Origin of the sequence: Pseudoalteromonas luteoviolacea (assembly GCF_018100925.1) — a bacterium.
Lineage (GTDB): Bacteria > Pseudomonadota > Gammaproteobacteria > Enterobacterales > Alteromonadaceae > Pseudoalteromonas > Pseudoalteromonas obscura.
In genome coordinates, this window is the sequence record NZ_JAGJEH010000010.1 from 128,587 (window position 1) to 148,776 (window position 20,190).

The window sequence follows — 20,190 nt, forward strand, 5'->3', positions numbered from 1 at the left end:
GTCATTATGGAACATGCAAAGCTCGGTGCTAGTAACTCTAAAATTTGGATGAATTGTCATGCGTATGGACGAATGACTGAAGGTTTAAACGGTGGTACAAACCCTGCCGCTGAACTTGGCACAGCCGCGCATGAGCTCGGCGAGTTTTGCTTACGCTTTGGTTTAAACACTTACGATTGTTTAGGTATGAGTTTTAACGATCACACCGTTGATCAAGTAATGGCTGACGCTGTACAAATTTACGTGGGTCATATTCGCGAATTGTGCGCGAAATACAACGTTTCCCCAATGCTTGAGCAACGCGTGTGCATCGTTTCTATTGGATCGGGTGTGTTTGGTACATCTGATTGTATTGTAATTGTTGGTGACTGGGTTTTTGTCATTGATTACAAGAATGGTTATGAAGTTGTTGAGGTTGAAGGTAATTCACAGGCTGCGTTCTACGCTGTTGCTGTGTTAGATACATTCAACCTTTGGCAAACCGTCAAATACGTATCAAGCACTATTATTCAACCCCGTGCTAATCATAAAAATGGTCCCATTCGCACATGCGTTCAGACAATTGAGCAAATGCGCGATTGGCACGCTCGCATTTCATATGCAATCAATGCAAATCACAACCCGAATAGCCTAGCGACGGCTGGTGAGCACTGTAAATATTGCCCTGCACGGGGTTTCTGCCGTGCACGCATGAAACGCACTATTGATTTATCAACGTTCGATAAGCCAGTAAACAAACTAACGGCTCAAGAAGTATCCGATGTTTATCAAGAAGTTGCAGCAATGAAGAAAAACCTTGAGGCGCTTCAACTTCACGCTGTAGACGTCGCACGAGCTGGTGGAAAAATTGAAGGTTGTAAGCTGGTTAAAGCAATCACTAAATCTAAATGTGAGGATCAAGACTCATTCATAGCCGAGGCTGTGCAAGCAGGTGTAGCCAAAGCTGACTTACTAGAACCAAAGCTCAAATCAATGACCGCCTTAAAGAAAATCGTATCAGAAACAATCGTTAAAAAACATTTCATTAAACCACCTGCTAGCACGACGCTTGCGCCGCTCAGTGATAAACGTGCAGCACAAAGCACAAGCGCTGTAGGTGTGTTCGATAGTATTAAATAAGGACTTTAAAAATGGCTTCAAGAGTTATTCATTCAACAGTTTTTCGCGTTAGTTATCCGCATTTAGATAAACCACACGCACAAAATCCAACAGATCAACCTAAATATGCCGTATCGATGATGATACCGAAAACAGGTGTGTGCCCAATCAACAATCAACCTACGTCGTTCGACAATGTTATTCAGGCATTGAATGAGGTGACGATGGAAGAATGGCAACTCCCTTATGATCAAGCAATAGCACCTGGTATGGGCATTCAATTCCCTCCCTCATTTAAAGATGGCGACACTGTTTTTGAGAAAGACCAAAACGGCAACCCTATACCAGGTCAAGTGCGAAAAGGTTCGGCGGGTATGTTTATTTTATCTGTTAAAAACGTTGACCCTGTTGGGTGTGTCTCGGCTGATGGTCAAACAGAGATTCACGGCTCTGCTGTGTACGCTGGTTCATGGGCACGCGCTGAACTAGAGGTCTCGGCCTACAATAGTGCGAACGGTCGAGTTGTTTCGGTCAAACTTCTAAACGTCCAACTTTGCTACAACGATGAAAAGTTAGGTGGCGCACCAGTACGACAATCTGCGTCACAAGCGTTTGCCGCTCATGCTGTAACAGATACAAACATTCAAGCTGGACAAGTTCAACAACAGTTCGCACCTACGTCAACTCCTGTTCCGGGTGCTGCCGCTGTTCCGGGTGCTGCCGCTGTTCCGGGTGCTGCCGCTGTTCCGGGTGCTGCTCCTGTTCCGGGTGCTGCTCCTGCTCCTGCTGCTGCCGCTGTGCCGGGTGCTCCTGCTGCTGCCGCTGTGCCGGGTGCTCCTGCTGCTGCCGCTGTGCCGGGTGCTCCTGCTGCTGCCGCTATTCCGGGTTCTCCTGCTGCTGCCGCTATTCCGGGTTCTCCTGCTGCTGCCGCTGTTCCGGGTGCTCCTGCTGCTGCCGCTGTGCCGGGTGCTCCTGCTGCTGCCGCTGTGCCGGGTGCTCCTGGTGCTGCCGCTGTGCCAGGTGCTCCTGCTGCTGCCGCTGTGCCGGGTGCTCCTGGTGCTGCCGCTGTGCCAGGTGCTCCTGCTGCTGCTCCAATGGGGAACACCGATCCAGTCATCATGAACCCTGGTGAAGCAAGTTATGCAGAATACGCCGCACAAGGCTGGACCCCTGATCTGCTAATCCAGCACGGAAAAGCACAAGCAAACTACCTAAACCCTGCGGTGTAGCAATATGACACCTGAAGGTAAAGCTAGCGAGGTGGTGCGATTACGCGCCACTGAGTTAGGTGGTCGACTATTCAGAAATAATGTCGGTGTGCTAGTTGACGCGAGAGGTGTACCTGTTCGATACGGTCTTGCGAATGAGTCAAAGAAAATGAACCAGAGTATTAAATCAAGTGACTTTATCGGTATTACACCGATCACTATCACCCCTGACATGGTGGGAAAACAGATCGGAGTGTTCACTGCCATTGAAGCCAAAGCAGACGGTTTTAAGGTTCGTCAATTTGGTCCGAAGTCTCGAGAGTTTGCACAACAAAAGTTCATCAACTTGATCACAAACCTCGGTGGTGCCGCTGGTTTCGCCTGTAATGCCGAAGATGTCGACGGAATTTTAAAGGAATTAATTGAGAGGTTAACGCGATGATTGAAAAAATACGCGAAGCAGTTGAACGACTTAATGATCCGGCTGTTGTACATGAGCAACAAATAGAAATACAAACAAGACTGAAAAATTTAGTTGTCCAGTATGGAATAGAAAATGTTGCGGCCGCTTCTGGTCTTGCTCAGTCATCACTTCAAACATACCTTAGATCTAAGAGGCCAAACATAAACAGACAAACAGTCGCGCAAGCTGAACAGGTGTTCAAGATGGTTTGTGAGGCTGTGTAATGGATTTATCGCAAGTTAAACAGTTTATTGAGTTACTTACAGGTTCTAAAGATTCAATAGTAACCTGGCAAGTTTTCCATGATGTAAAAGCGAACAGGAACGAGAAGTTAAGCGCATGGTTTAACTGTGATATTCAAAACGCTGCTGATTATTTGCAGCAAATGCAAGCGTTACAATGTGGTGTTTATGTCTGTGTAAATGAAACTGACGGGCAGGGCAGAAGTGCCGACAATGTTACTCGCGTTAGAGCTTGCTTTGCTGATTTTGACGGTGCTTTAGAACCAGATTGGCCGATAACACCAACGTTTGTTACTAAGCGTGATGATACGCACGGTCATGCGTATTGGTTGATTAACGGGGAGTGTGATACCGAGACCTTCACTGCACTGCAAAAGCAGATTGCAATACATAGCGACACAGATCATCAGGTTGTAGACCCCTGTCGTGTTTTACGTGCTCCTGGCACGTTGCATTTAAAAGACCCCAACAACCCTAAGCAATACGTGATCACGTCTGTGACAGGTGGTCACTATACAGCGGAACAACTGCGAGATGCATTCTCACTCAATGCAACCCAAGACGCTCAGTTGAACATCTGGCTAGAAGCGCGTGCAGGTTTAAAAGACGGTACAGGTTACGATGATACACCGCGTTACTTAGATAAAGTTGTTAAATGGGCGTCAGTGATTGCACCCCCGGCAGTATTAGGGTCTGGTTCAAAGACAGTTTTCGGTGTTGCTTGTTATGCACATGACCATGGTGTTAGCTACAACAGTGCTGTAAATATTCTATGGGAGCACTATAACCCTCGATGTATGCCGCCATGGGAAGAACACGAGAAAAAAGAATTTTTTGCGATAGTTGAACGCGCCTACAAATACCCAACAAGTGCACCAGGTTGTAAAACTGCTGTCTCTACATTTAGAGCAATTGGACCTGTTCCTGAACCTGTCGACGGATGGGAAGCCAACAACGAACTTACACCGGCTGAAGAAGAACTTATAACAATTGATGTCAATGAAGCCAAAGAGAATTTACGAAGCACCCAACGGTTAGATCGTGGCCGAGGTGAGATTTTATTACCGCAACTAACGATGAAATCAGCGCATTATGACCTTGCGTTGGCGTTTGATGGTATACGGTACGATGGTCGTGAATTGATTAGATGCGACAAGATCTTTTATCAGTTTAATGGTAAATCTTGGGATGTTATCAGCGACGATGTAGTTAAATCTGAGATACAGAAATTCTATGCACAGTTTAAACCAGCGGATAGATTTACGCGGGGTATATATAACGTGCTGGTGGACTTAGCTAATGTCCCCGTTTTACCTGAACAGAATAACGATATCGTAATTTTTGAGAACGGTATCGTTGACGTATCGAGCGGCACCCCTCAATTACAAAATCACACACCTGATGTGTTTACATTTAATCACTGCGAATACAACTACAACAGAAAAGCGCAGTGCCCAAAATGGCACGAATTTTTATATTCAATTTGGCCTGATGACTTTGAGTTGCACAACATGTTGCAAGAGTGGTTCGGCTACATTTTAACGGGCGATATCACGCTACAAAAAATGATTATCTTACTCGGCAAGTCTCGCGGTGGTAAGGGGGTCATTAGTGACATTATGCGTGCGCTCGTGGGCAAAGGTAACGTGTCTGCTCCAATGTTACCCAACCTTGCCGAGAACAGCGCTCTGTTCGCCATGAGTAAATCTAAGTTGGCGCTTATACCTGATGCGCACACGGTGCACGTTGCAAAGCGTGACGCTGTTTTAAGCACCATTAAAGCGTTAACTGGCGGCGACCCAATCACTTACGACGTTAAGTTTAAAGACGCACAGACTACGGTGTTTAATACCCGGCTTGCTCTCAGTACAAACAACATGCCTGAGTTCATTGACGCAAGCGGTGCTCTAGTTAATCGATTAATGGTGTTTCCTTTTTGGATATCTTTCGCGGGAAAGGAAGACCCCAAATTACGTGAAAAACTACTCGCAGAGATAGAAGGGATAGCACAGTGGGCCATGGAAGGGTTAGCTAGATTGCGTGCAAAAGGTTTCTTTACAGAAGCGGAATCTAGCAAGCGTGAAAAGTTAGATTTGAAAGAAGATATGTTCATTTTAGGTGACTTCGTAAATCAAATGACAGAAGTACCATTCGACGGTTTTTCTAGTGTTGATGAATTACATACAGCTTACCGTGTTTGGTGCACTACGAAAGCACAAAAACCCCTTACTAAACACAAATTCTCAGGATTACTAAGAGATTCCGATTTACCCATTGTAAAAGACCGTAAGTATGTCAACGGAAAGCAGATCAGAGGCTTTGCAGGTATTCGAGTGATTCCCGGCGCCGTGGGTGGTTTTAGTAATGTAGCGTCAATACACCAGGGGAGTGTCTAGCAATGCATAATCACGTTAGCCAAACGAGCAAAGCTCACAGGGACTTAACACGTACCCCCCGTTGGTTGTTCAACGCTATCAATCGAGAGTTTCAATTCTCAATGGATGCGGCGGCGCTATGGGATTCACGATTGGTAGATTTTTACCTTTCACCCCTTATAAACTCGCTGCTGATGGATTGGTCAAAACTGACGACAGGGAATGTCTGGTTAAACCCCCCTTATTCGAACATACGCCCCTGGATGCTCAAATGCATAGAGCAACGAGCATTGGGTATTACCACTGTTTGCTTAGTCCCTCATGAATCGCGTGCTGAATGGTGGTTTTACGCGCTTCAGGCAAATGAAATACGCGATATCGTCGGTTACTACTGCCCAAAAACAGGTAAGTGGAGATCAGGCGGTATCAGGTTTATTGATGCTCAGACAGGTGAGGAAATGCCCTGTGAGCTTGGTAAACCTATGTGTCTAATAATCTTCCGGGCGTACACCTTTACCCCGGTCATACAAACTACTGTTAGCAAATTGGAGTTGTTAAATGCAGCGTGAATTGACGGAACATGAACTGATAAACAAACCATCTTGGGCAACTCATTACTACATAACTGAGTACGATAACGCTGTTTTTGAGTCGGTTGATTATTTTCAACATGGTTTAAATGGTAAGCGTTTTAAATCACGCGGTTATGTTACTGACGGCGCTTTGCGGATCGACAGTGAACCAGAGCCGAAACTATCTAACATATTTTTCACTGCATTTCTTTCAACTGCATTAGCAACCCTGTTAGCGATTGCGATCATCACATGGGACCAATTTGGAAGTAATGATCAGCTAGCTTCAGCGGGTTTTATAGCTGCATTAATTTATTCAATCAAACGGTTGTACAACAGCCAATTCATCAACAAAGGATTAAACAATGAAAATTAGACTTACGAGAACTTTACCTATCGACTCGAAACATGGGTGTGATAAAGGCCGAGTATTTGAAACTACATCACGTGACCGCAGCGCCTATTGGATTCTGGGCGATGCAGGGGAACCTGTTAAAGTTCTGGGCGGTGAGTATGAGCCTGTTAAAGTTAAGGGCGATACAGGGCATTCTGCTAAAGAGGTAAGTCGTGATGCATGAGATTGACTGGAATACTATCTCTGAACTCGGATTGTTAGAGAAAATCAATACTGAAATTATGCACCCTCTCGGCCTCGCAGTATCGAGAAACCCAGAAACCGGTTTAAGTAACGGGGCGTTTATTTCACCTGACGGTGTTTTCAATTATGCACCTGGTTCAAAGAGTAAAATTCTTACAGACAAAGAAGTTAAAAGCAAAATCTCTGAGATTGTCAAAATATGAGAAAACATCTACTCATAGTGATTTTAACTTTTAATGCCTCCGCCGTGATTGCTCGAAACGGCGGGGAATCTTATCCACCCATACCCCCCGAGGTGCCTAGTTTGACGACGATAGTATATGACACATTTTGTAATATGGTAGCGTGCGATAGCCGCACTACAACAAAAAACATGATAGTCACTGATAACGCAAAAAAATGGTTTGATGTGAATGGATGGCGTGTATTCTGTTCAGGTGAAACATGTGATATTCACAAGCTAGAAGAAAGTTATAAAGCGAACTCTTTTGAGAATTTGGCTGATTTAGAGCTTATTAAATATCACCATGAACACGGCGTATGGTACGGCATTGTTGAAGATGGGAAATTGAAGACTGAGCCCTTAGCTAGCTCTTACGCGATTGGTTCAGGTCAAAAAGCGGCTATGTATGGCTTACGTAAAAATCACGATCTTAAAGACCTCATAAATACTGTCAAAACAATAGATTTCCGCACAGGCGGTGAGGTCCATTGTTTTGACGTTACTGAGCCCGTGCAATGATGCGCGGGTTTATTTGAGTTTTAAAATATAAGCCTAGAAGTTACACAGATAGTTTTCAACACGCTTGATTTAGTACTACTGATTTGAGTACCATTACAAACACTGGTTATCCATACAGTTGTTTTATGCCAATCATTAAATATCAATTCAATTTCGGAAATGTCTATCTGACGAGTGGGGGACTTGCACAATCTACTAGTTGTATCTCTCAAAGCTGCGTTAGATGCACGACAAAGAGCGGAGAAGTCAAAAGCATACAGTTTAGAGGGTTTACCTCGATCTTTCGTATGCGACAGTTTGAGACAGTCACAGTTCACAATATAAAAGCTATTAAACCGGGTGATGAGTTATTTGGTGGTCAAAGGTGGCTAGAGCTAGAAGGGGTGCACGTTGGTGTGCTGGTGGATGACGGTGTATATCTGGTTCTTGGTGATCGTGGGCTTCCTGTTGTAGATGATGATTACAAGAAGCCCAAAGAGCGTGAGCCAGGTCAAGTTGTCTATATGTCTGAGTTTAGATAGGCAGAGTAGGGAACTTAAAAGAGCTTTTATTTCTGTCACGAACCATATTTTTTTTCGAAAAACTCATCCAGTTTTAGTTTTACTTCATCATATTTCTTTGAACGTACTCGGTCTTGAACCTTTACAAGATTTAAATTATCGTGTGTAAAAAGTGACAGTATTTGAAATAGTCGAATTAAACAATGGAGAAAAGAACTCACGTTTCTTGCATGACCTTTCCGCCAAGAATTTTTAGCGCTGAAAATTTCCATATTATGAAAAATTTGTTCAATCGGATGAATGGCCTCTGCTGAAACTTTACCGTTATAAATAGATTCTATTAAGTCGTTGTAGTTCTCAAAGGTGGATTTGTGATGATACTCAAGGGCACTATCTAAGCCAAAGTGTTTAGCGTTGTTTTTAGGGTATAAAAGCTTGTAGAGGCTTTCAGCGTTTAGTTCATATTCAAAGTCCTTTAGTTGTTCGTCGAAAAAATCTTGAAATAGCTCTCGGTGCTTATAATAATTAGTGAATGTGTTGTTTTCTTGAGTAACTTTTATTTGCTCTTCCACCTGCCGCGTTGCATGAATACGAGCTGCAAGTATCATAAGCGGTATGACACTACTAAGGAAGTAAAGAGGGGTTTTGGAAATATCGAAAAAAGTGTCTATTCCCTCTTTAGTCCAGCTAAACTTATACCCTTCCCAATATAATGAACCAACAGCTAAAAATAACCCCAGTGGTAGTAATAGCGATGCCCAGAAAATATACTGTCTGTGGAGCGCTCGTGATGGGTTATTAGTGAGTAATTGAGACAGTAGATTGATTAACTTAATAACTCGTATTTTATCACGACTCGGCTTTTCTGGAGTAATCACTATACCCCCTCACGCTCGACTGTTTGATTATCAAATAAAATAATCATCAACACGCCAAACATACCCGCGCGGCCAAGGTACGTGAATAGCTCGAAATTATCATAAACGAAAGTCCAACTATTATATTCAGGGGAAGAATTGCGGAGGGTGCTTTCAATCAATGCGATGAAGCACACTAATGTTTCATAACCGATCAAATACATTAAAAAATTATCTGTGTAATGCATTTGAAAGCGTCCTGTAAGCTTCAACGAAACTATCGGTCTATATATGAATAGGTTGAACGCAATACCTGAATACAAAACCTGAAGGCCAAACACTAGCAAACCGAGGTACATAGGGGACATGTCACCATTTAGCTCTATTAAGTAGTTGAACGAGATATACTCGACAACAAGGAGAGTCCCCAGAATTATAGCGTTATCTCTGCAAGCGAATTGAGCTCTATATTGACAGATGACCGCAACGGACGCGACTACTGCCAAAAGTGTGAGATTAAATGCAGTTGAATCGAGTAGAGCAAAACTAAATGCAGCTACAAGAACAGTACATATAACAATAAATCTAAAAGGGGATATCTCCATTACCTAAAACTCCGCATATGCTAAGGAGCTGGTACAACCTTCACAATTTCAGGTATAACCGCTACTTTTTGTTGTTGTTCACTTGGACGACCTGGCTTGTAAGTGCCACCGCCAAATACATGAGCTGGATTGAATTTTACAGTTGATTGTAAGTTCATAATGATTTCCTTTTATATGTGGGTCATTTTGATCTTACACGTACCCTCCCTGAGGCTTCAACTCTGGTTTTGCAATCTTCCAACATTTCCATAATGTCTACGTTGGAGTCGAGCTTACAAAACCGCATCCATGTTAGAAAGTGATTTAATTTGATATTAGGACTCACAGAGTTTTCGTAGTTTTCGTAAGTCTTAATATTAATTTTTACCTTTTCTGCCATTTCACTTTGCTTCTTGTTAGCTGCAAGCCGCATAGCGCGTAAATGATCACCTGTTATTTCCTTCATAACTAAAACAATCCTGTTACTATTTGGTTAATGGTGTGATTTTTAACGTTAACAATAGATAAGATAACCCTATCAAATTGAGATACACCCAAGGAACGAAATTATGAATGTTTTTATACCCGATAATGATTTGTTATCTAACCTGCATTTCAGTATTGAGGATGAGGTGGGAGTGTGGCACATAGTGGGGGAACTTACAGACTATGAACGGCAATTCCTCGAAACCATCCCTGATACTGAGACTGTCCGCGGTCGTTAGCTCTTGCGTACGACTCGGACTAAATACTGAACTGTCGGACAGTTATCCGAAGGAACAGCAGTAAACGACGATGTTTCAAATGTACGCGTTTTAAGTACACCTCTCAACCTACTTGTTGTAGTCGCTTGACGCATCTTTGTAGTCGCTTCTTTTTTATTAGACACTTCTATATAAATTACTTCGCCAATTTCCATTGGTAGTAAAAGATCGCTCAATGATTTTTTATGTTGTAATTCTGGTTCAGACATTTCGTTCATCCCATGATCACTAAAATGATAACACAATGTTAGAGATAAAAAATTTCATAGTCAAGTTAATAGTCAACCAGTTTGCATAACTAGACAGTTGCAAAAGTGAATAAATTTCAATTAAATCAATTAACTATATTTTTTGTTAGACAGTAAGGCAACACCGAAAACCTGTGTCACATTACATTTGTCTTATGAAAAATCTTTACAAATCAACATACTACAAAGGTATTAAGACGGATAAGTCATAAAAGTCGCTCAACCTTACTATTTCAGCGTGCGTGCGGGGTGCTGCTATATCCTCTATATACTATATATATTTATATATTACTTTATATATAGATATAACTGTCTTCTGTCTTATAAGTAGTATAGTAAGTTGAAATATATAAGGTTTTTACAAGACGAGTATCGAAAAATTGAATTGTCTTACTTGTCTTGTCTGTCTTACCCCTCCAGCCCAAAATCAAAAAAGTGATTTTAAATCTTGAAATCAGTTAAGTGATTCTGTATATTGAAAATCAGTTAAGTGATTCTAAGGAAAAAGAACAATGTACGAGCATTTAAATCAAGTATCGTCTAACGTATCAACTGAAGTAGCGAAAAACGTTAGGAAAGATTTAAAACATCATTTTCCACTGGTTAAGTTCTCAGTGAGAAAACGCGGCTATGGGGCTATAGATGTATCATGGACTGACGGGCCTACAACTGAGCAAGTAGAATCTATCGTAAATAAATATCAACAAGGCTCGTTCAATGGCATGGAAGATATTTACGAGTATTCAATAACTGAATTTAACACTATCTATGGTGGTGTAGATTATGTTTTCACAAAACGTTCTTTATCAGATGAGACTATCTCGAAAGCCATTCATTTATTAAAGCTAGAACATGTCGGAAGTTGTGACGATATACCAACTGTTGACGGTTATAGGCGAGGTGAAGGACTTTCAACGTCACCATTTGATCACTTTAATCCATTTTACTCATGGCAAAGATTGATAACTGATAAAGCGAGTGAGCTCGACTTATCCAATGGTTTTAAGCCACATTTAAAAGCTGTGCATACTAATGCTGGTTGGTTTGCTGAGGTTAACGGTGCGTTCATTGCGGCAACACAGTCAAATGGTGTAAAAGAAGCATTCAGCAAAGCATTACAACTAATCTAGTCAAACATTCTCATTGAACAAAAGCTCGTCATGATGACGGGCTTTTTTTATGCCTTTTCAAAATCACTTTTCTGATTTGTCGATTCACTTTATTGATTCTTTCTTTTGTTTCTAATCTGATACATTATTTTGATTTTATCGGGTGCCCCTTAGTAGGTTCTTTTTTAAGGACTTTTTGGAGCAGGGGCGCAGACACGCGGAGAAAGGCCACTCAGAAATTTCAAAAATCAATGTTCCATATCTTTAAAATTGAGCAAATCAATGCTACTGTGTTTGAATCAATAAACTGATTCTAATCAATGATATGGACATTAAACCTGGCTCATTAAAACAAGATAAATTCGACCTTTATATAGAACTTACAAACATCAGAAGTAAGACAGTTATCCAAGGATTAAAAATGTCCTTGGTTCTAGGTCTTACTGATGATGACGTGATCGAAAATATAGAAGGTCTAACCTCGTCAAACTATCATCGAGGCAAACGCGCGTTTTATAAAGCGTACGAAATCGTAAGGAAGATCAATGAATAAAGTTAACCAAGCTGAATTAGCTAATTTGTTTGGTGTCACACCTAAAACAATTCGTGAATGGCGTGATGCAGGTATGCCTGACTTGGGGAAAGAAGGGCGCTCAGTCGTTTATAATTCTCATGCTTGCTTCAATTGGCGTGTTGAGTTTGAGGCAGACCGAACAAAAGAACGCTTTGGTGTTAACCAACAGGAAGCGGGGTCAATGAATATGATTGAAGCCAAAACCAGAAAAGAATCAGCCCAAGCGTTGTTAGCTGAGTTAGAGTTGGCAAAGGCTTTAGAGCAAGTCGCTAACATTGACGACCTTATGCGAAATGTTGCTGACGCACTTCAGGCTGTTCGTGCAAAATTGATAGGTCAATCTAATAGGCTTTCAGGCAGTCTTGCCCATCAGGACCAAGAGGAAGTGTGTCGTATTTTAGATGAAGATGCAGACGAAACTTTAAAGGCTTTGTCTGACTATTCGCACAAGTATGTTAGAGGGTGAATTGCGTGTTAGTATGCTCCTGATTTGAAATATAATTAATTAAAATAGTTGAGGTTTAAATGGACGTTAGAGTATTTTCTTTAGAGGAACAAAAAAGGAAGATTTACAGTGGTAAAACACGAAAGTATTTTGAGGAAGTGTATAAAACATATGCTACTGGGTGCCATCGCTCAGCAACTGTAATGCTATGGTCGGTAGTTGTATGCGATATCATTTTTAAGCTGCAAGAATTAAGAGATCTGCACGCAGACTCAAGTGCAAAAGGAATTCTAAAAGAAATTGAAAAGTTACAAAAAGCAGACCCTTATTCACCTAAGTGGGAGAAGGAGCTGGTTAAGCTAGTTTTCGAACGTACACAGTTATTGGATACAGCTTCATATCATAAAATTTGCATGATTCAAGAACATAGACACCTGTCTGCGCATCCAGTTATTAGTGATGAAGATACTCTATTTGAGCCTACAGAAGATATGGTGCGAAGTGACATTAGGAATAGTGTCGAAGTTCTCCTGTGTAAACCTCCATTTCTAACACAAAAAATCTTGTTCACAATCTTGGCTGATTTGGAAAAAGTTAAAGATTTATTTCCGGAAGACAGACCACTACTAAAGTATTTGAACTCTAAATATCTCAATTCTGTAAATACAGAAATAAAAGTAAAACTCTTTAGAGGGCTGTGGAAAATTGCATTCAGGTCTGAAGATGAAAAAGCTAATGAAAATAGAGATATTAATGTACGAGTGCTTAAAATTTTGTTTAAGCAAGAAAGTCATTCAATACTTGAATCTATAAAACAGGACCCTTCTCATTACTCAAGAGTTTCAGAAAGCCCTGAGATAATAACAGCTATGATCGAATTTTTGTCATTTGAACGTGAAATGTATTTAGCTTTAAATGATGCTGTAAAGGAGTTGATTAGACCAATTTTGGCAAAGGATATCTCGCTATTTGGGGTAGCTTTTTTCATATCTCAATCACCGCAAGAGCACCTAATTAAATTTATAAATTTAATCAACGAAAAGCTGTATAAGAAGTATGGAAGTCCAGGTAATTATTTAACACTATCACAAAGAAGAACTTTGAAGTCTGTGGTTGATGAGTTCGGATTGGACAGTGAATTTAGGCTTTTCGGTATAGCTTGTTACAACAATAGTTCAGACTTTGATCGTGCAGATATGTACTTTGAAAGATATATAGAGCCTAATTTAAAGCGGTATACTGCTGACGAGATTCTGGTTTTACTCAAAGGTGCTAATACAAATAATCAGTGTTATTGGCGAAACCGAAGTGATATTGATATGTTAAAAGTGCTTAAGATTGCGAAAAACCTTTTAGTCGAAGATTATGATTTTTCTCAGTACACAAATTTACCTATTGATAAACTTGAAGAAGAAATTGAAGTTATTGAGGGTGATACTTAACGCTGTAACTGCGCCTTAACGCACCCCATCAATTTCTTTTATCCTTTCAACAATAGCTGCTTTCTCTTCCATAGCTTTGAACGCGGGGGATAGGTTTGGTCCTTTAACCCCGTTTAAAGTTGCTGCAATCTTTTTGTCTATACCTCTAACGTAATAGTCTTGCAGTGCCCCGATAACATCTTCACTGGTAATCTTTGTTAGGCTCAATATTAATTCAAACCGTTCAGGTGATTGTGTTCCTTTGAATAGATATCGCATAAATAATTATTAGTTAACTCATAATTATTTTGCACTTTATCAAACGTATTTGCATAACTCAAATGTTGCACATATGATGTTGTTATTTGCAACATTTGAGTTATGTAGTGGGTGTAGTAAAAGACGTCCTTATAACCAGTCCTGAAGCTATCGAAAAGATAGAGGTAGACTTAACCGATATCTTTCGTACATGTCTGCGACCACCACCTAAATTAGATCTAGTTGAATGGGCTGATACATATCGATATTTACCAGATAACAGTGCTGAATCTGGACGGTGGAAAACAGGTCGAGTTGAAGTCGCACGGCAACCAATGCTGAGCATTTCCAATCCTGTGGTTCAGGAAGTGACCGTGATGGCGTGCATTCAGTTGGTAAAAACTGAACTGATGCTCAATACGGCAATGTATTACATGCATCAAGAGCCGTCACCGATCATGTACATAGCACCTAATGAAAAGTTAGCTGAAGCATGGTCCAAAGAGCGACTAGTTAAATCCGTAAACGCTACACCTGTGACTGCGGATATCTTTTCTGATAATCGCCGGGGTGAAGGTAACACCATATTGCAAAAGCAGTACCCCGGCGGTCAAATCTCCATTGTATCAGCACGTAACCCCGGCGATTTAGCAATGCGTGCTTGTATGATCATGCTGTTCGATGAAGTTGATAAATACCCATACAACGTTGGCGCTGGTTCCGGCGGTTCCGGCGGGGAGGGTGACTCTATTGCTGTTGGCTGGGGCCGTTCAACAACATACGGAAAGCGAGCGAAAAAAGTTGTCGCTTGTTCCCCCACAGTTGAGGGTAGGTCTCGCGTAGCTAAAGAATACAAAAACTCAAATCAGTCTGTTTTCCTTCAGCCTTGCCCCCATTGTGATCATGCAAAAACACTCACATGGCCTGATGTGTACATCCCCAAAAATGACAAAGGAGAGTTTTTACACGAAGATGCAGCTATTAGATGTTCAGAATGCGGTGCGTTGTGGACCGAAGCAGACAGGCTCAAGTCTATTCGTAACGGTTACTGGGTAGCAACGAAGCCTGAAATAACCTGGCACCATGGTTATAAAGTTTCTTCATTGGCTAGCCCGTTTACCCCAGTAACAACCCTCGCAAAAGAGTTCTCAGATGCTCAAGGAAACCCCGAGTCACTTAAAGCTTTTTATAACACTAGAATGGCTGAGACCTGGAAAGAAGTTAGCGATCAGCCTGATCATGAACGCCTTTATGAACGCCGTGAAGCCTACAAAATTGGGATTGTCCCTCGTGGTGGATTGTTCTTAACGTGTGGTATTGATGTACAAAAAGGTTATCTAGTTTATGAGGTTGTTGCGTGGGGTCGACGTAAGGAAAACTGGTCGATTGAAAAAGGAGTGATACCCGGTCACATCTCAGAAGACGAAACACACGAGCGATTACGAGAGTTTTTAGATCGGACTTTTACTAACTGTATCGGTGTTGAAATGCCGATGTTGAAGACCTGCATTGACTCAGGTTATGAAACACAGCAAGTCTATAACTTCGTTCGTAACTACGGAAGTTCGAGAGTCGTTGCAGTTAAAGGAGAGAAGGACGAAAACTTATCGACAATCCTCGGTACACCAAAACCAGTCGATATTAACTTAGACGGTAAACGTATCAGCAATGGGACCATGTTGTGGCACGTAGGCGGCTCAGTCATCAAAGAGGAGTTTTACCGCTGGTTAAACCTGAAAAAACCAACTGACGAAGCTTTGGCAACAGGTAACGGCTTCCCCTCGGGTTATTGTCATTACCCAATGTATGACGAGGAGTTTTTCTTACAGATCACCGCTGAACAGCACGTAATGCTGACGGATAACCGAGGATTTCAAACTTATCAATGGCAAAAAGTCCGTGATGATAACCATTTCTTAGATTGCCGAGTATATGCGCGTGCCGGTGCGTCAATGCTGCAAATTGACCGTATGAAAGATGCCGACTGGAACAGTCTAGAAACTAAGTATTATCCGGATTTATCGCCGGATGAAGTTGAAGAAAAAACCCCTGAACCTAAACCAGTTAGTAAAAAACCGACCCGAAAAAAGAAACGAGAAGGATGGATAAAGCGATGAACGAAAAACAAAACTATTTAGCGAGATTGGAAAAAGCGTATTACTCAGGTGCTCTGAAAGTTCGTGAAGGTGATCAATGGATTGAGTTTCAAAGTGCTAAAGAGTTACGTATTGCAATCGCAGATTTAAAGCGAGAGTTAGCGGGAAGTACAGTAAGAAGAAAGCAAATAATCTCAAGCAATGGTTACTAACAATTGACCAAATCATAAAACCCGTTTATTCTGTCTAAATTGCAACAAAATAGTTATGCAGTTTTGGGGTTTTTAGATGGAAATTTGGGATAGGGTTGTTAGTTTTTTTAGCGCAACAAAAGCATTGAAAAATGCACAAGCTCGTGCTGCTATTAAGCTATTAGACCGTCAATACGATATCTCATCGAAAAGCCCTCGCAACAATGGTTGGAAGCGCCCTAAAACAAACGCATCACAAGAAGTAAGCGCGGCACTAAATGACGCCATGGCTAGTGGACAGGAGTTATGCAGGAACAATCCATTAGCAAAACGCGCAAAACGAGTGATTGCAGCTAGTACTGTTGGTGCGGGTATTCGAGTTAAGTTTATTCACGAAGACGGGAAGCCCAACAGAAAGCAAAAGCGCAAATTAATTAAGCTCAACAAAAAATGGAAACGTTGGGCTAAAAAGAAAACGTGTGATTTCGATGGTCATCATACGTTCTATGGTCTTCAGTTCCTTTGGATGTCGACTATTGTTGAATCAGGCGGTGTTTTCATCAGGAAGCACATAACACCGTTAGGTGAATTGGAACTACAAAGTTTTGAACAGTCTCATTTAGACCGTTCAAAGTCGAGCACAGGTACAGACACGGATGTCGACATTATCGATGGTATGGAGTATCGCAATGGTAAACTGGTTGGTTACTGGTTGTATGACACTCCAACCCAAACAATAGCACACAGACATCACCGAAAATCAGAGTTTTATTCGGTCAATGACGTTGTACATATCTACTTGAAAGAACGTGCAGGACAGCACTTAGGTATCACCTGGTTTGATGCATCAGCAAACATTCTACGAAACTACGAGATATATAAAGACGCTAAGTTGATGCAACAGCAAATCGCCGCTTGTTTTGCCTTGTTTGTTGAAGAATCGGCTAGCGCTGGTGGTTTAGCTGGCGATTCAGACAGTGAACTACCTGAAGAAGTGTCACCAGGGATGATTGAGAAGGTCGCGAACGGCCAAACCCCACATGTTGTGACACCACCGAAAGCCGACGCATCAACTAATTTCGATATCAGCTTAAAAAGGGATGTTGCTGTTGGTGTAGGTACTACATACGAATCAATGACTGGTGATAATTCTCAAACCAACTTTGCGTCAGGTCGTATGGGTCGTATCGAGTTTCATCAACAATTAGACATTTATCAGCACATCATGCTTGAACCAGCATTAGACATTATCGCTGGCTGGTTCATGGACCAATTCGAGCTACAAGACAGGTCAATTAATTCAACAGAAGAATTTGAAGCTAGCTGGACATTCCCGCCGAGGTTATCAGTCGATCCAAAAGTGGACTTTGACCACATCATGTCACAAGTCAGAAATGGCATGTTGTCACCGAGTCAAGCGGCGCAAAAGCTTGGTCGAGACTTTATGGCGATCATAGAGCGATGGAAAGAAGACAAAGAATTGCTAGATGGTCTGCCATTCGATTTTGACCCTTCGATGTTTTCAAGTGCTGGTAATCAGATTGATGAAAATGACACAGCAAGTGGTGCTGTAAAAACTAAATCGGAGGGTCAAAACGATGATCAGGACTGATGTCGCAGCGTCAGTTTCTGCCAGCACATCGGGTGTTGGTGGTGTAACAGTCGCGTCAGGGTTACTTGAGAATATCAGTGTTTACGCGCCATTGATCGGGTTATTAATTTCGTTCATCTCCCTGATCCTTTCAGTGGTGTTTTTTTTAATGAGTAGGGCTGATGCAAAGCGACAAGGAGACAAAACAGATGCCAACAAATAAGCAGGTAAGACAAGGCACTTTCAGTGTACGAGCTGAGATTCAGCAAGACACTATTGATGTCGAGAATCGCACAGCATGGGTCTGTTTCTCTACTGGTGAGGCTGGTCGTCGTTATGACTGGTGGAATGACACCGAGTATATGGAAGAACTCGACATCACACCTGAATCTATTCGTACAGCTCGATTAGACAAAGGATTGTCAGTTTGTGATAACCATAACACTAGGTCTTGCCGTGGTGTATTCGGTGTTACTGAAGAATACAAGATTGAAAACGGTGAGATATTGGGGCTTGTGAGATTTGCCACAGACCCAGCCTCTGAAGAAATGTGGATCAAGGTGAAAGATCGTGTTTTACGTCATGTTTCCCTTGGTTACAAAGTCCATAAATTCCAAAAGACTCAAGCAGATGACGACAAGATTCCAACGTACAGAGCTATTGACTGGGAACCAACAGAATTAAGTTTTACCCCGGTTTCGTTCGAAACCACAAACGGTGTGCGTTCTGAGCAAGAGCGTACAAAAGAAAATCTACACACAGTAATCATAGAGGATGTAACTATGCCAAGTGAAGACGTTAACTCGAACGAGACCACAGATAAAACTCGTTCAGAAGGTAACAACAATTTACCACCTGTAGAGCAGCCAGCGCAGGCAGGTGCAACTGAGCCTGTAGCTCGTTCAGAAGGTAACAACAATGTACCACCTGTAGAGCAGCCAGCGCCACAAGCAGCTACTGCTAGCCGTGCTGATCTGACTGAAATGTTGGCTGTGACACGTAAAATCGGACTAGATGATCAAGTTGCAATTGATGCATATACACGTGGCGACTCGGTAGATTCGATTTACAAAACAGCAGTCAATGCTCAGTCCGATAACTCACAAAAAAATTCTATTCGAAATTACGCGACATTCGTTAGTGATGGCCGCTCTGATCAGCGTGAAAACATCCGTAAAGCTGGTGAATCGTTCTTGCTTCAAAGGTCTGGACGCCCAATGCATGAAAATGTATCTCAGACCTTGGTTAGAGATTTTACAGGTATGACCTTGTTTGACATGGCTCGATTTTACGTTGACGCAAGCGGAGGTACAACCCTTGGGTTGAGTAGACAGGCACTTGCCGCTCGTGCGTTCCACAGTACAAGTGACTTTCCTTTGCTGCTTGAAAATGTGATGAATAAAAATTTACAGGAAGCATATCAGGAAACGCCGCAAACATTCCGAGATCTTGGGCGTCGCACTACTGTAAACGATTTTAGAGAAAAGAAAACTTACTCCCTCAGTGATGCGCCAAACCTATTACCTCTCGGTGAAGACGGTGAGTACAAAGCGGGTACGTTCACAGAAAGCGGTGAAGCTTATTCTATCGCTACGTTTGCACGTAAGATCGGGTTTACTCGTCAAATGCTCATAAATGATGATATGGGGGCATTTGATCGGGTGGCCCCTTCTTTTGGTAGAGCTGGAAGAAACTTAGAGTCTAATATCGTTTGGGGCTTGATCCTTGGTTTCAACTTCTTCACGAACAAACCAGAGCAAGTACTGATGAGAGACAAAAAACCTGTCTATCACGCTCAGCATAATAACCTACTAGAAGCGGGCTCAAAGTTATCGAAAGATAACCTAAAGAAAATTCGTAAATTAGGGCGTCAGCAAAAAACACTCAGTAAGGATTACATGAATGTAACTTGGGACCACCTTGCTGTGTCAGACGAAAATGAAGCTCTCGCAGAAGAATTACTTTACCCGAGCCATATAGCTAACACCATGGCTGAGCAGCACTTACGTCATAAGATGCAATTGCTTGTTGAACCTCGTATTTCAGCGGTTAATGAACAGCAATATCACGTCTTCTCTAACATGCTTGATACGTTCGAGTATGCCTATCTTGCTGGTGAAGAGGAAATGTATACCGAAACATACACTAGCCACGACATCGACGGTATGAAAATCCTAGTTCGCAAAGATTTTGGTGCTGGATGGATCGACCATCGCGGCACCGCTATGGCTACCGGTGCACAGTAATAAGGAAA

The 20,190-nt window shown here is 41.9% G+C and carries 25 protein-coding genes; 20 read left to right on the plus strand and 5 right to left on the minus strand.

Features of this window, described 5'->3' with window-relative positions; translation table 11 throughout:
- The first annotated feature begins 6 nt into the window (after positions 1-6).
- From J8M00_RS20910 to J8M00_RS20960, 11 genes are all read left to right on the plus strand, one after another.
- Positions 7-1,119, plus strand: coding sequence for a DUF2800 domain-containing protein (locus tag J8M00_RS20910; protein ID WP_211012412.1), 1,113 nt, complete (start codon positions 7-9; stop codon positions 1,117-1,119).
- 11 nt (positions 1,120-1,130) lie between these two features.
- Positions 1,131-2,327 (plus strand): ssDNA-binding protein, encoded by a 1,197-nt coding sequence (locus J8M00_RS20915; RefSeq protein WP_211012413.1) that lies wholly within the window; start codon positions 1,131-1,133, stop codon positions 2,325-2,327.
- A 4-nt stretch (positions 2,328-2,331) separates the two neighbouring features.
- Positions 2,332-2,748 (plus strand): hypothetical protein, encoded by a 417-nt coding sequence (locus J8M00_RS20920; RefSeq protein ID WP_211012414.1) that lies wholly within the window; start codon positions 2,332-2,334, stop codon positions 2,746-2,748.
- The gene (locus J8M00_RS20925; protein WP_211012415.1) at positions 2,745-2,993 is read left to right on the plus strand and encodes a hypothetical protein; all 249 of its coding nucleotides are present in this window, start codon (positions 2,745-2,747) and stop codon (positions 2,991-2,993) included. Before J8M00_RS20920 ends, J8M00_RS20925 begins: the two co-directional genes overlap by 4 nt.
- Positions 2,993-5,407, plus strand: a complete 2,415-nt coding sequence (locus J8M00_RS20930; RefSeq protein ID WP_211012416.1) for a DNA primase family protein — start codon at positions 2,993-2,995, stop codon at positions 5,405-5,407. The genes J8M00_RS20925 and J8M00_RS20930 overlap by 1 nt, the downstream gene beginning before the upstream one ends.
- Positions 5,408-5,409: 2 nt before the next feature.
- Positions 5,410-5,955, plus strand: a complete 546-nt coding sequence (locus J8M00_RS20935) for a DNA N-6-adenine-methyltransferase (RefSeq protein WP_211012417.1) — start codon at positions 5,410-5,412, stop codon at positions 5,953-5,955.
- Positions 5,945-6,334 (plus strand): hypothetical protein, encoded by a 390-nt coding sequence (locus tag J8M00_RS20940; protein WP_211012418.1) that lies wholly within the window; start codon positions 5,945-5,947, stop codon positions 6,332-6,334. Before J8M00_RS20935 ends, J8M00_RS20940 begins: the two co-directional genes overlap by 11 nt.
- Positions 6,324-6,536, plus strand: a complete 213-nt coding sequence (locus tag J8M00_RS20945; RefSeq protein WP_211012419.1) for a hypothetical protein — start codon at positions 6,324-6,326, stop codon at positions 6,534-6,536. Before J8M00_RS20940 ends, J8M00_RS20945 begins: the two co-directional genes overlap by 11 nt.
- On the plus strand, positions 6,529-6,759 hold the full coding sequence (locus J8M00_RS20950) for a DUF7415 domain-containing protein (RefSeq protein WP_211012511.1): 231 nt from the start codon (positions 6,529-6,531) through the stop codon (positions 6,757-6,759). Before J8M00_RS20945 ends, J8M00_RS20950 begins: the two co-directional genes overlap by 8 nt.
- Before the next feature lie 101 nt (positions 6,760-6,860).
- Positions 6,861-7,298, plus strand: a complete 438-nt coding sequence (locus J8M00_RS20955; protein WP_211012420.1) for a hypothetical protein — start codon at positions 6,861-6,863, stop codon at positions 7,296-7,298.
- Positions 7,299-7,585: 287 nt separating this feature from the next.
- Positions 7,586-7,819 carry a hypothetical protein gene (locus J8M00_RS20960; protein ID WP_211012421.1) on the plus strand — a complete coding sequence of 78 codons (234 nt, stop codon included), beginning with the start codon at positions 7,586-7,588 and terminating at the stop codon, positions 7,817-7,819.
- A gap of 35 nt (positions 7,820-7,854) precedes the next feature.
- On the opposite strand, the gene J8M00_RS20965 is transcribed toward J8M00_RS20960, so the two are convergent.
- From J8M00_RS20965 to J8M00_RS20980, 4 genes are all read right to left on the minus strand, one after another.
- The gene (locus J8M00_RS20965) at positions 7,855-8,676 is read right to left on the minus strand and encodes a hypothetical protein (RefSeq protein ID WP_211012422.1); all 822 of its coding nucleotides are present in this window, start codon (positions 8,674-8,676) and stop codon (positions 7,855-7,857) included.
- Positions 8,677-9,280: 604 nt separating this feature from the next.
- A complete protein-coding gene (locus J8M00_RS20970) occupies positions 9,281-9,418 on the minus strand; it encodes a hypothetical protein (protein ID WP_211012423.1) in 138 nt (45 codons plus the stop codon).
- 23 nt (positions 9,419-9,441) lie between these two features.
- Positions 9,442-9,705 (minus strand): helix-turn-helix domain-containing protein, encoded by a 264-nt coding sequence (locus J8M00_RS20975; protein WP_211012424.1) that lies wholly within the window; start codon positions 9,703-9,705, stop codon positions 9,442-9,444.
- 255 nt (positions 9,706-9,960) lie between these two features.
- Positions 9,961-10,212: a hypothetical protein gene (locus tag J8M00_RS20980; RefSeq protein ID WP_211012425.1), complete on the minus strand. Its 252-nt coding sequence runs from the start codon at positions 10,210-10,212 to the stop codon at positions 9,961-9,963.
- 551 nt (positions 10,213-10,763) lie between these two features.
- On the opposite strand from J8M00_RS20980, the gene J8M00_RS20985 reads away from it, so the two are divergent.
- The 4 genes from J8M00_RS20985 to J8M00_RS21000 all read left to right on the plus strand — a co-directional run bounded on the left by J8M00_RS20985 (position 10,764) and on the right by J8M00_RS21000 (position 13,821).
- Positions 10,764-11,381, plus strand: a complete 618-nt coding sequence (locus tag J8M00_RS20985) for an LPD29 domain-containing protein (protein ID WP_211012426.1) — start codon at positions 10,764-10,766, stop codon at positions 11,379-11,381.
- A gap of 295 nt (positions 11,382-11,676) precedes the next feature.
- Complete coding sequence (locus tag J8M00_RS28515) at positions 11,677-11,913, plus strand: hypothetical protein (RefSeq protein ID WP_343224730.1); 237 nt, start codon at positions 11,677-11,679, stop codon at positions 11,911-11,913.
- On the plus strand, positions 11,906-12,400 hold the full coding sequence (locus tag J8M00_RS20995) for a terminase small subunit (RefSeq protein WP_211012428.1): 495 nt from the start codon (positions 11,906-11,908) through the stop codon (positions 12,398-12,400). The genes J8M00_RS28515 and J8M00_RS20995 overlap by 8 nt, the downstream gene beginning before the upstream one ends.
- 59 nt (positions 12,401-12,459) lie before the next feature.
- Positions 12,460-13,821 carry a hypothetical protein gene (locus J8M00_RS21000; RefSeq protein ID WP_211012429.1) on the plus strand — a complete coding sequence of 454 codons (1,362 nt, stop codon included), beginning with the start codon at positions 12,460-12,462 and terminating at the stop codon, positions 13,819-13,821.
- A gap of 15 nt (positions 13,822-13,836) precedes the next feature.
- On the opposite strand, the gene J8M00_RS21005 is transcribed toward J8M00_RS21000, so the two are convergent.
- Entirely contained in the window at positions 13,837-14,079 is a 243-nt protein-coding gene (locus J8M00_RS21005; RefSeq protein WP_211012430.1) for a PapB/FocB family fimbrial expression transcriptional regulator, read from the minus strand.
- Positions 14,080-14,186: 107 nt separating this feature from the next.
- Here J8M00_RS21005 and J8M00_RS21010 point away from each other — a divergent pair, with 107 nt between their 5' ends.
- From J8M00_RS21010 to J8M00_RS21030, 5 genes are all read left to right on the plus strand, one after another.
- Entirely contained in the window at positions 14,187-16,175 is a 1,989-nt protein-coding gene (locus tag J8M00_RS21010) for a phage terminase large subunit family protein (RefSeq protein ID WP_211012431.1), read from the plus strand.
- Positions 16,172-16,366 carry a phage head-tail joining protein gene (locus J8M00_RS21015; RefSeq protein WP_211012432.1) on the plus strand — a complete coding sequence of 65 codons (195 nt, stop codon included), beginning with the start codon at positions 16,172-16,174 and terminating at the stop codon, positions 16,364-16,366. The genes J8M00_RS21010 and J8M00_RS21015 overlap by 4 nt, the downstream gene beginning before the upstream one ends.
- A gap of 76 nt (positions 16,367-16,442) precedes the next feature.
- Positions 16,443-17,957: a phage portal protein gene (locus tag J8M00_RS21020; protein ID WP_211012433.1), complete on the plus strand. Its 1,515-nt coding sequence runs from the start codon at positions 16,443-16,445 to the stop codon at positions 17,955-17,957.
- The gene (locus tag J8M00_RS21025; protein WP_211012434.1) at positions 17,944-18,159 is read left to right on the plus strand and encodes a hypothetical protein; all 216 of its coding nucleotides are present in this window, start codon (positions 17,944-17,946) and stop codon (positions 18,157-18,159) included. Before J8M00_RS21020 ends, J8M00_RS21025 begins: the two co-directional genes overlap by 14 nt.
- On the plus strand, positions 18,146-20,182 hold the full coding sequence (locus J8M00_RS21030) for a prohead protease/major capsid protein fusion protein (RefSeq protein WP_211012435.1): 2,037 nt from the start codon (positions 18,146-18,148) through the stop codon (positions 20,180-20,182). The genes J8M00_RS21025 and J8M00_RS21030 overlap by 14 nt, the downstream gene beginning before the upstream one ends.
- Positions 20,183-20,190: the final 8 nt, after the last annotated feature.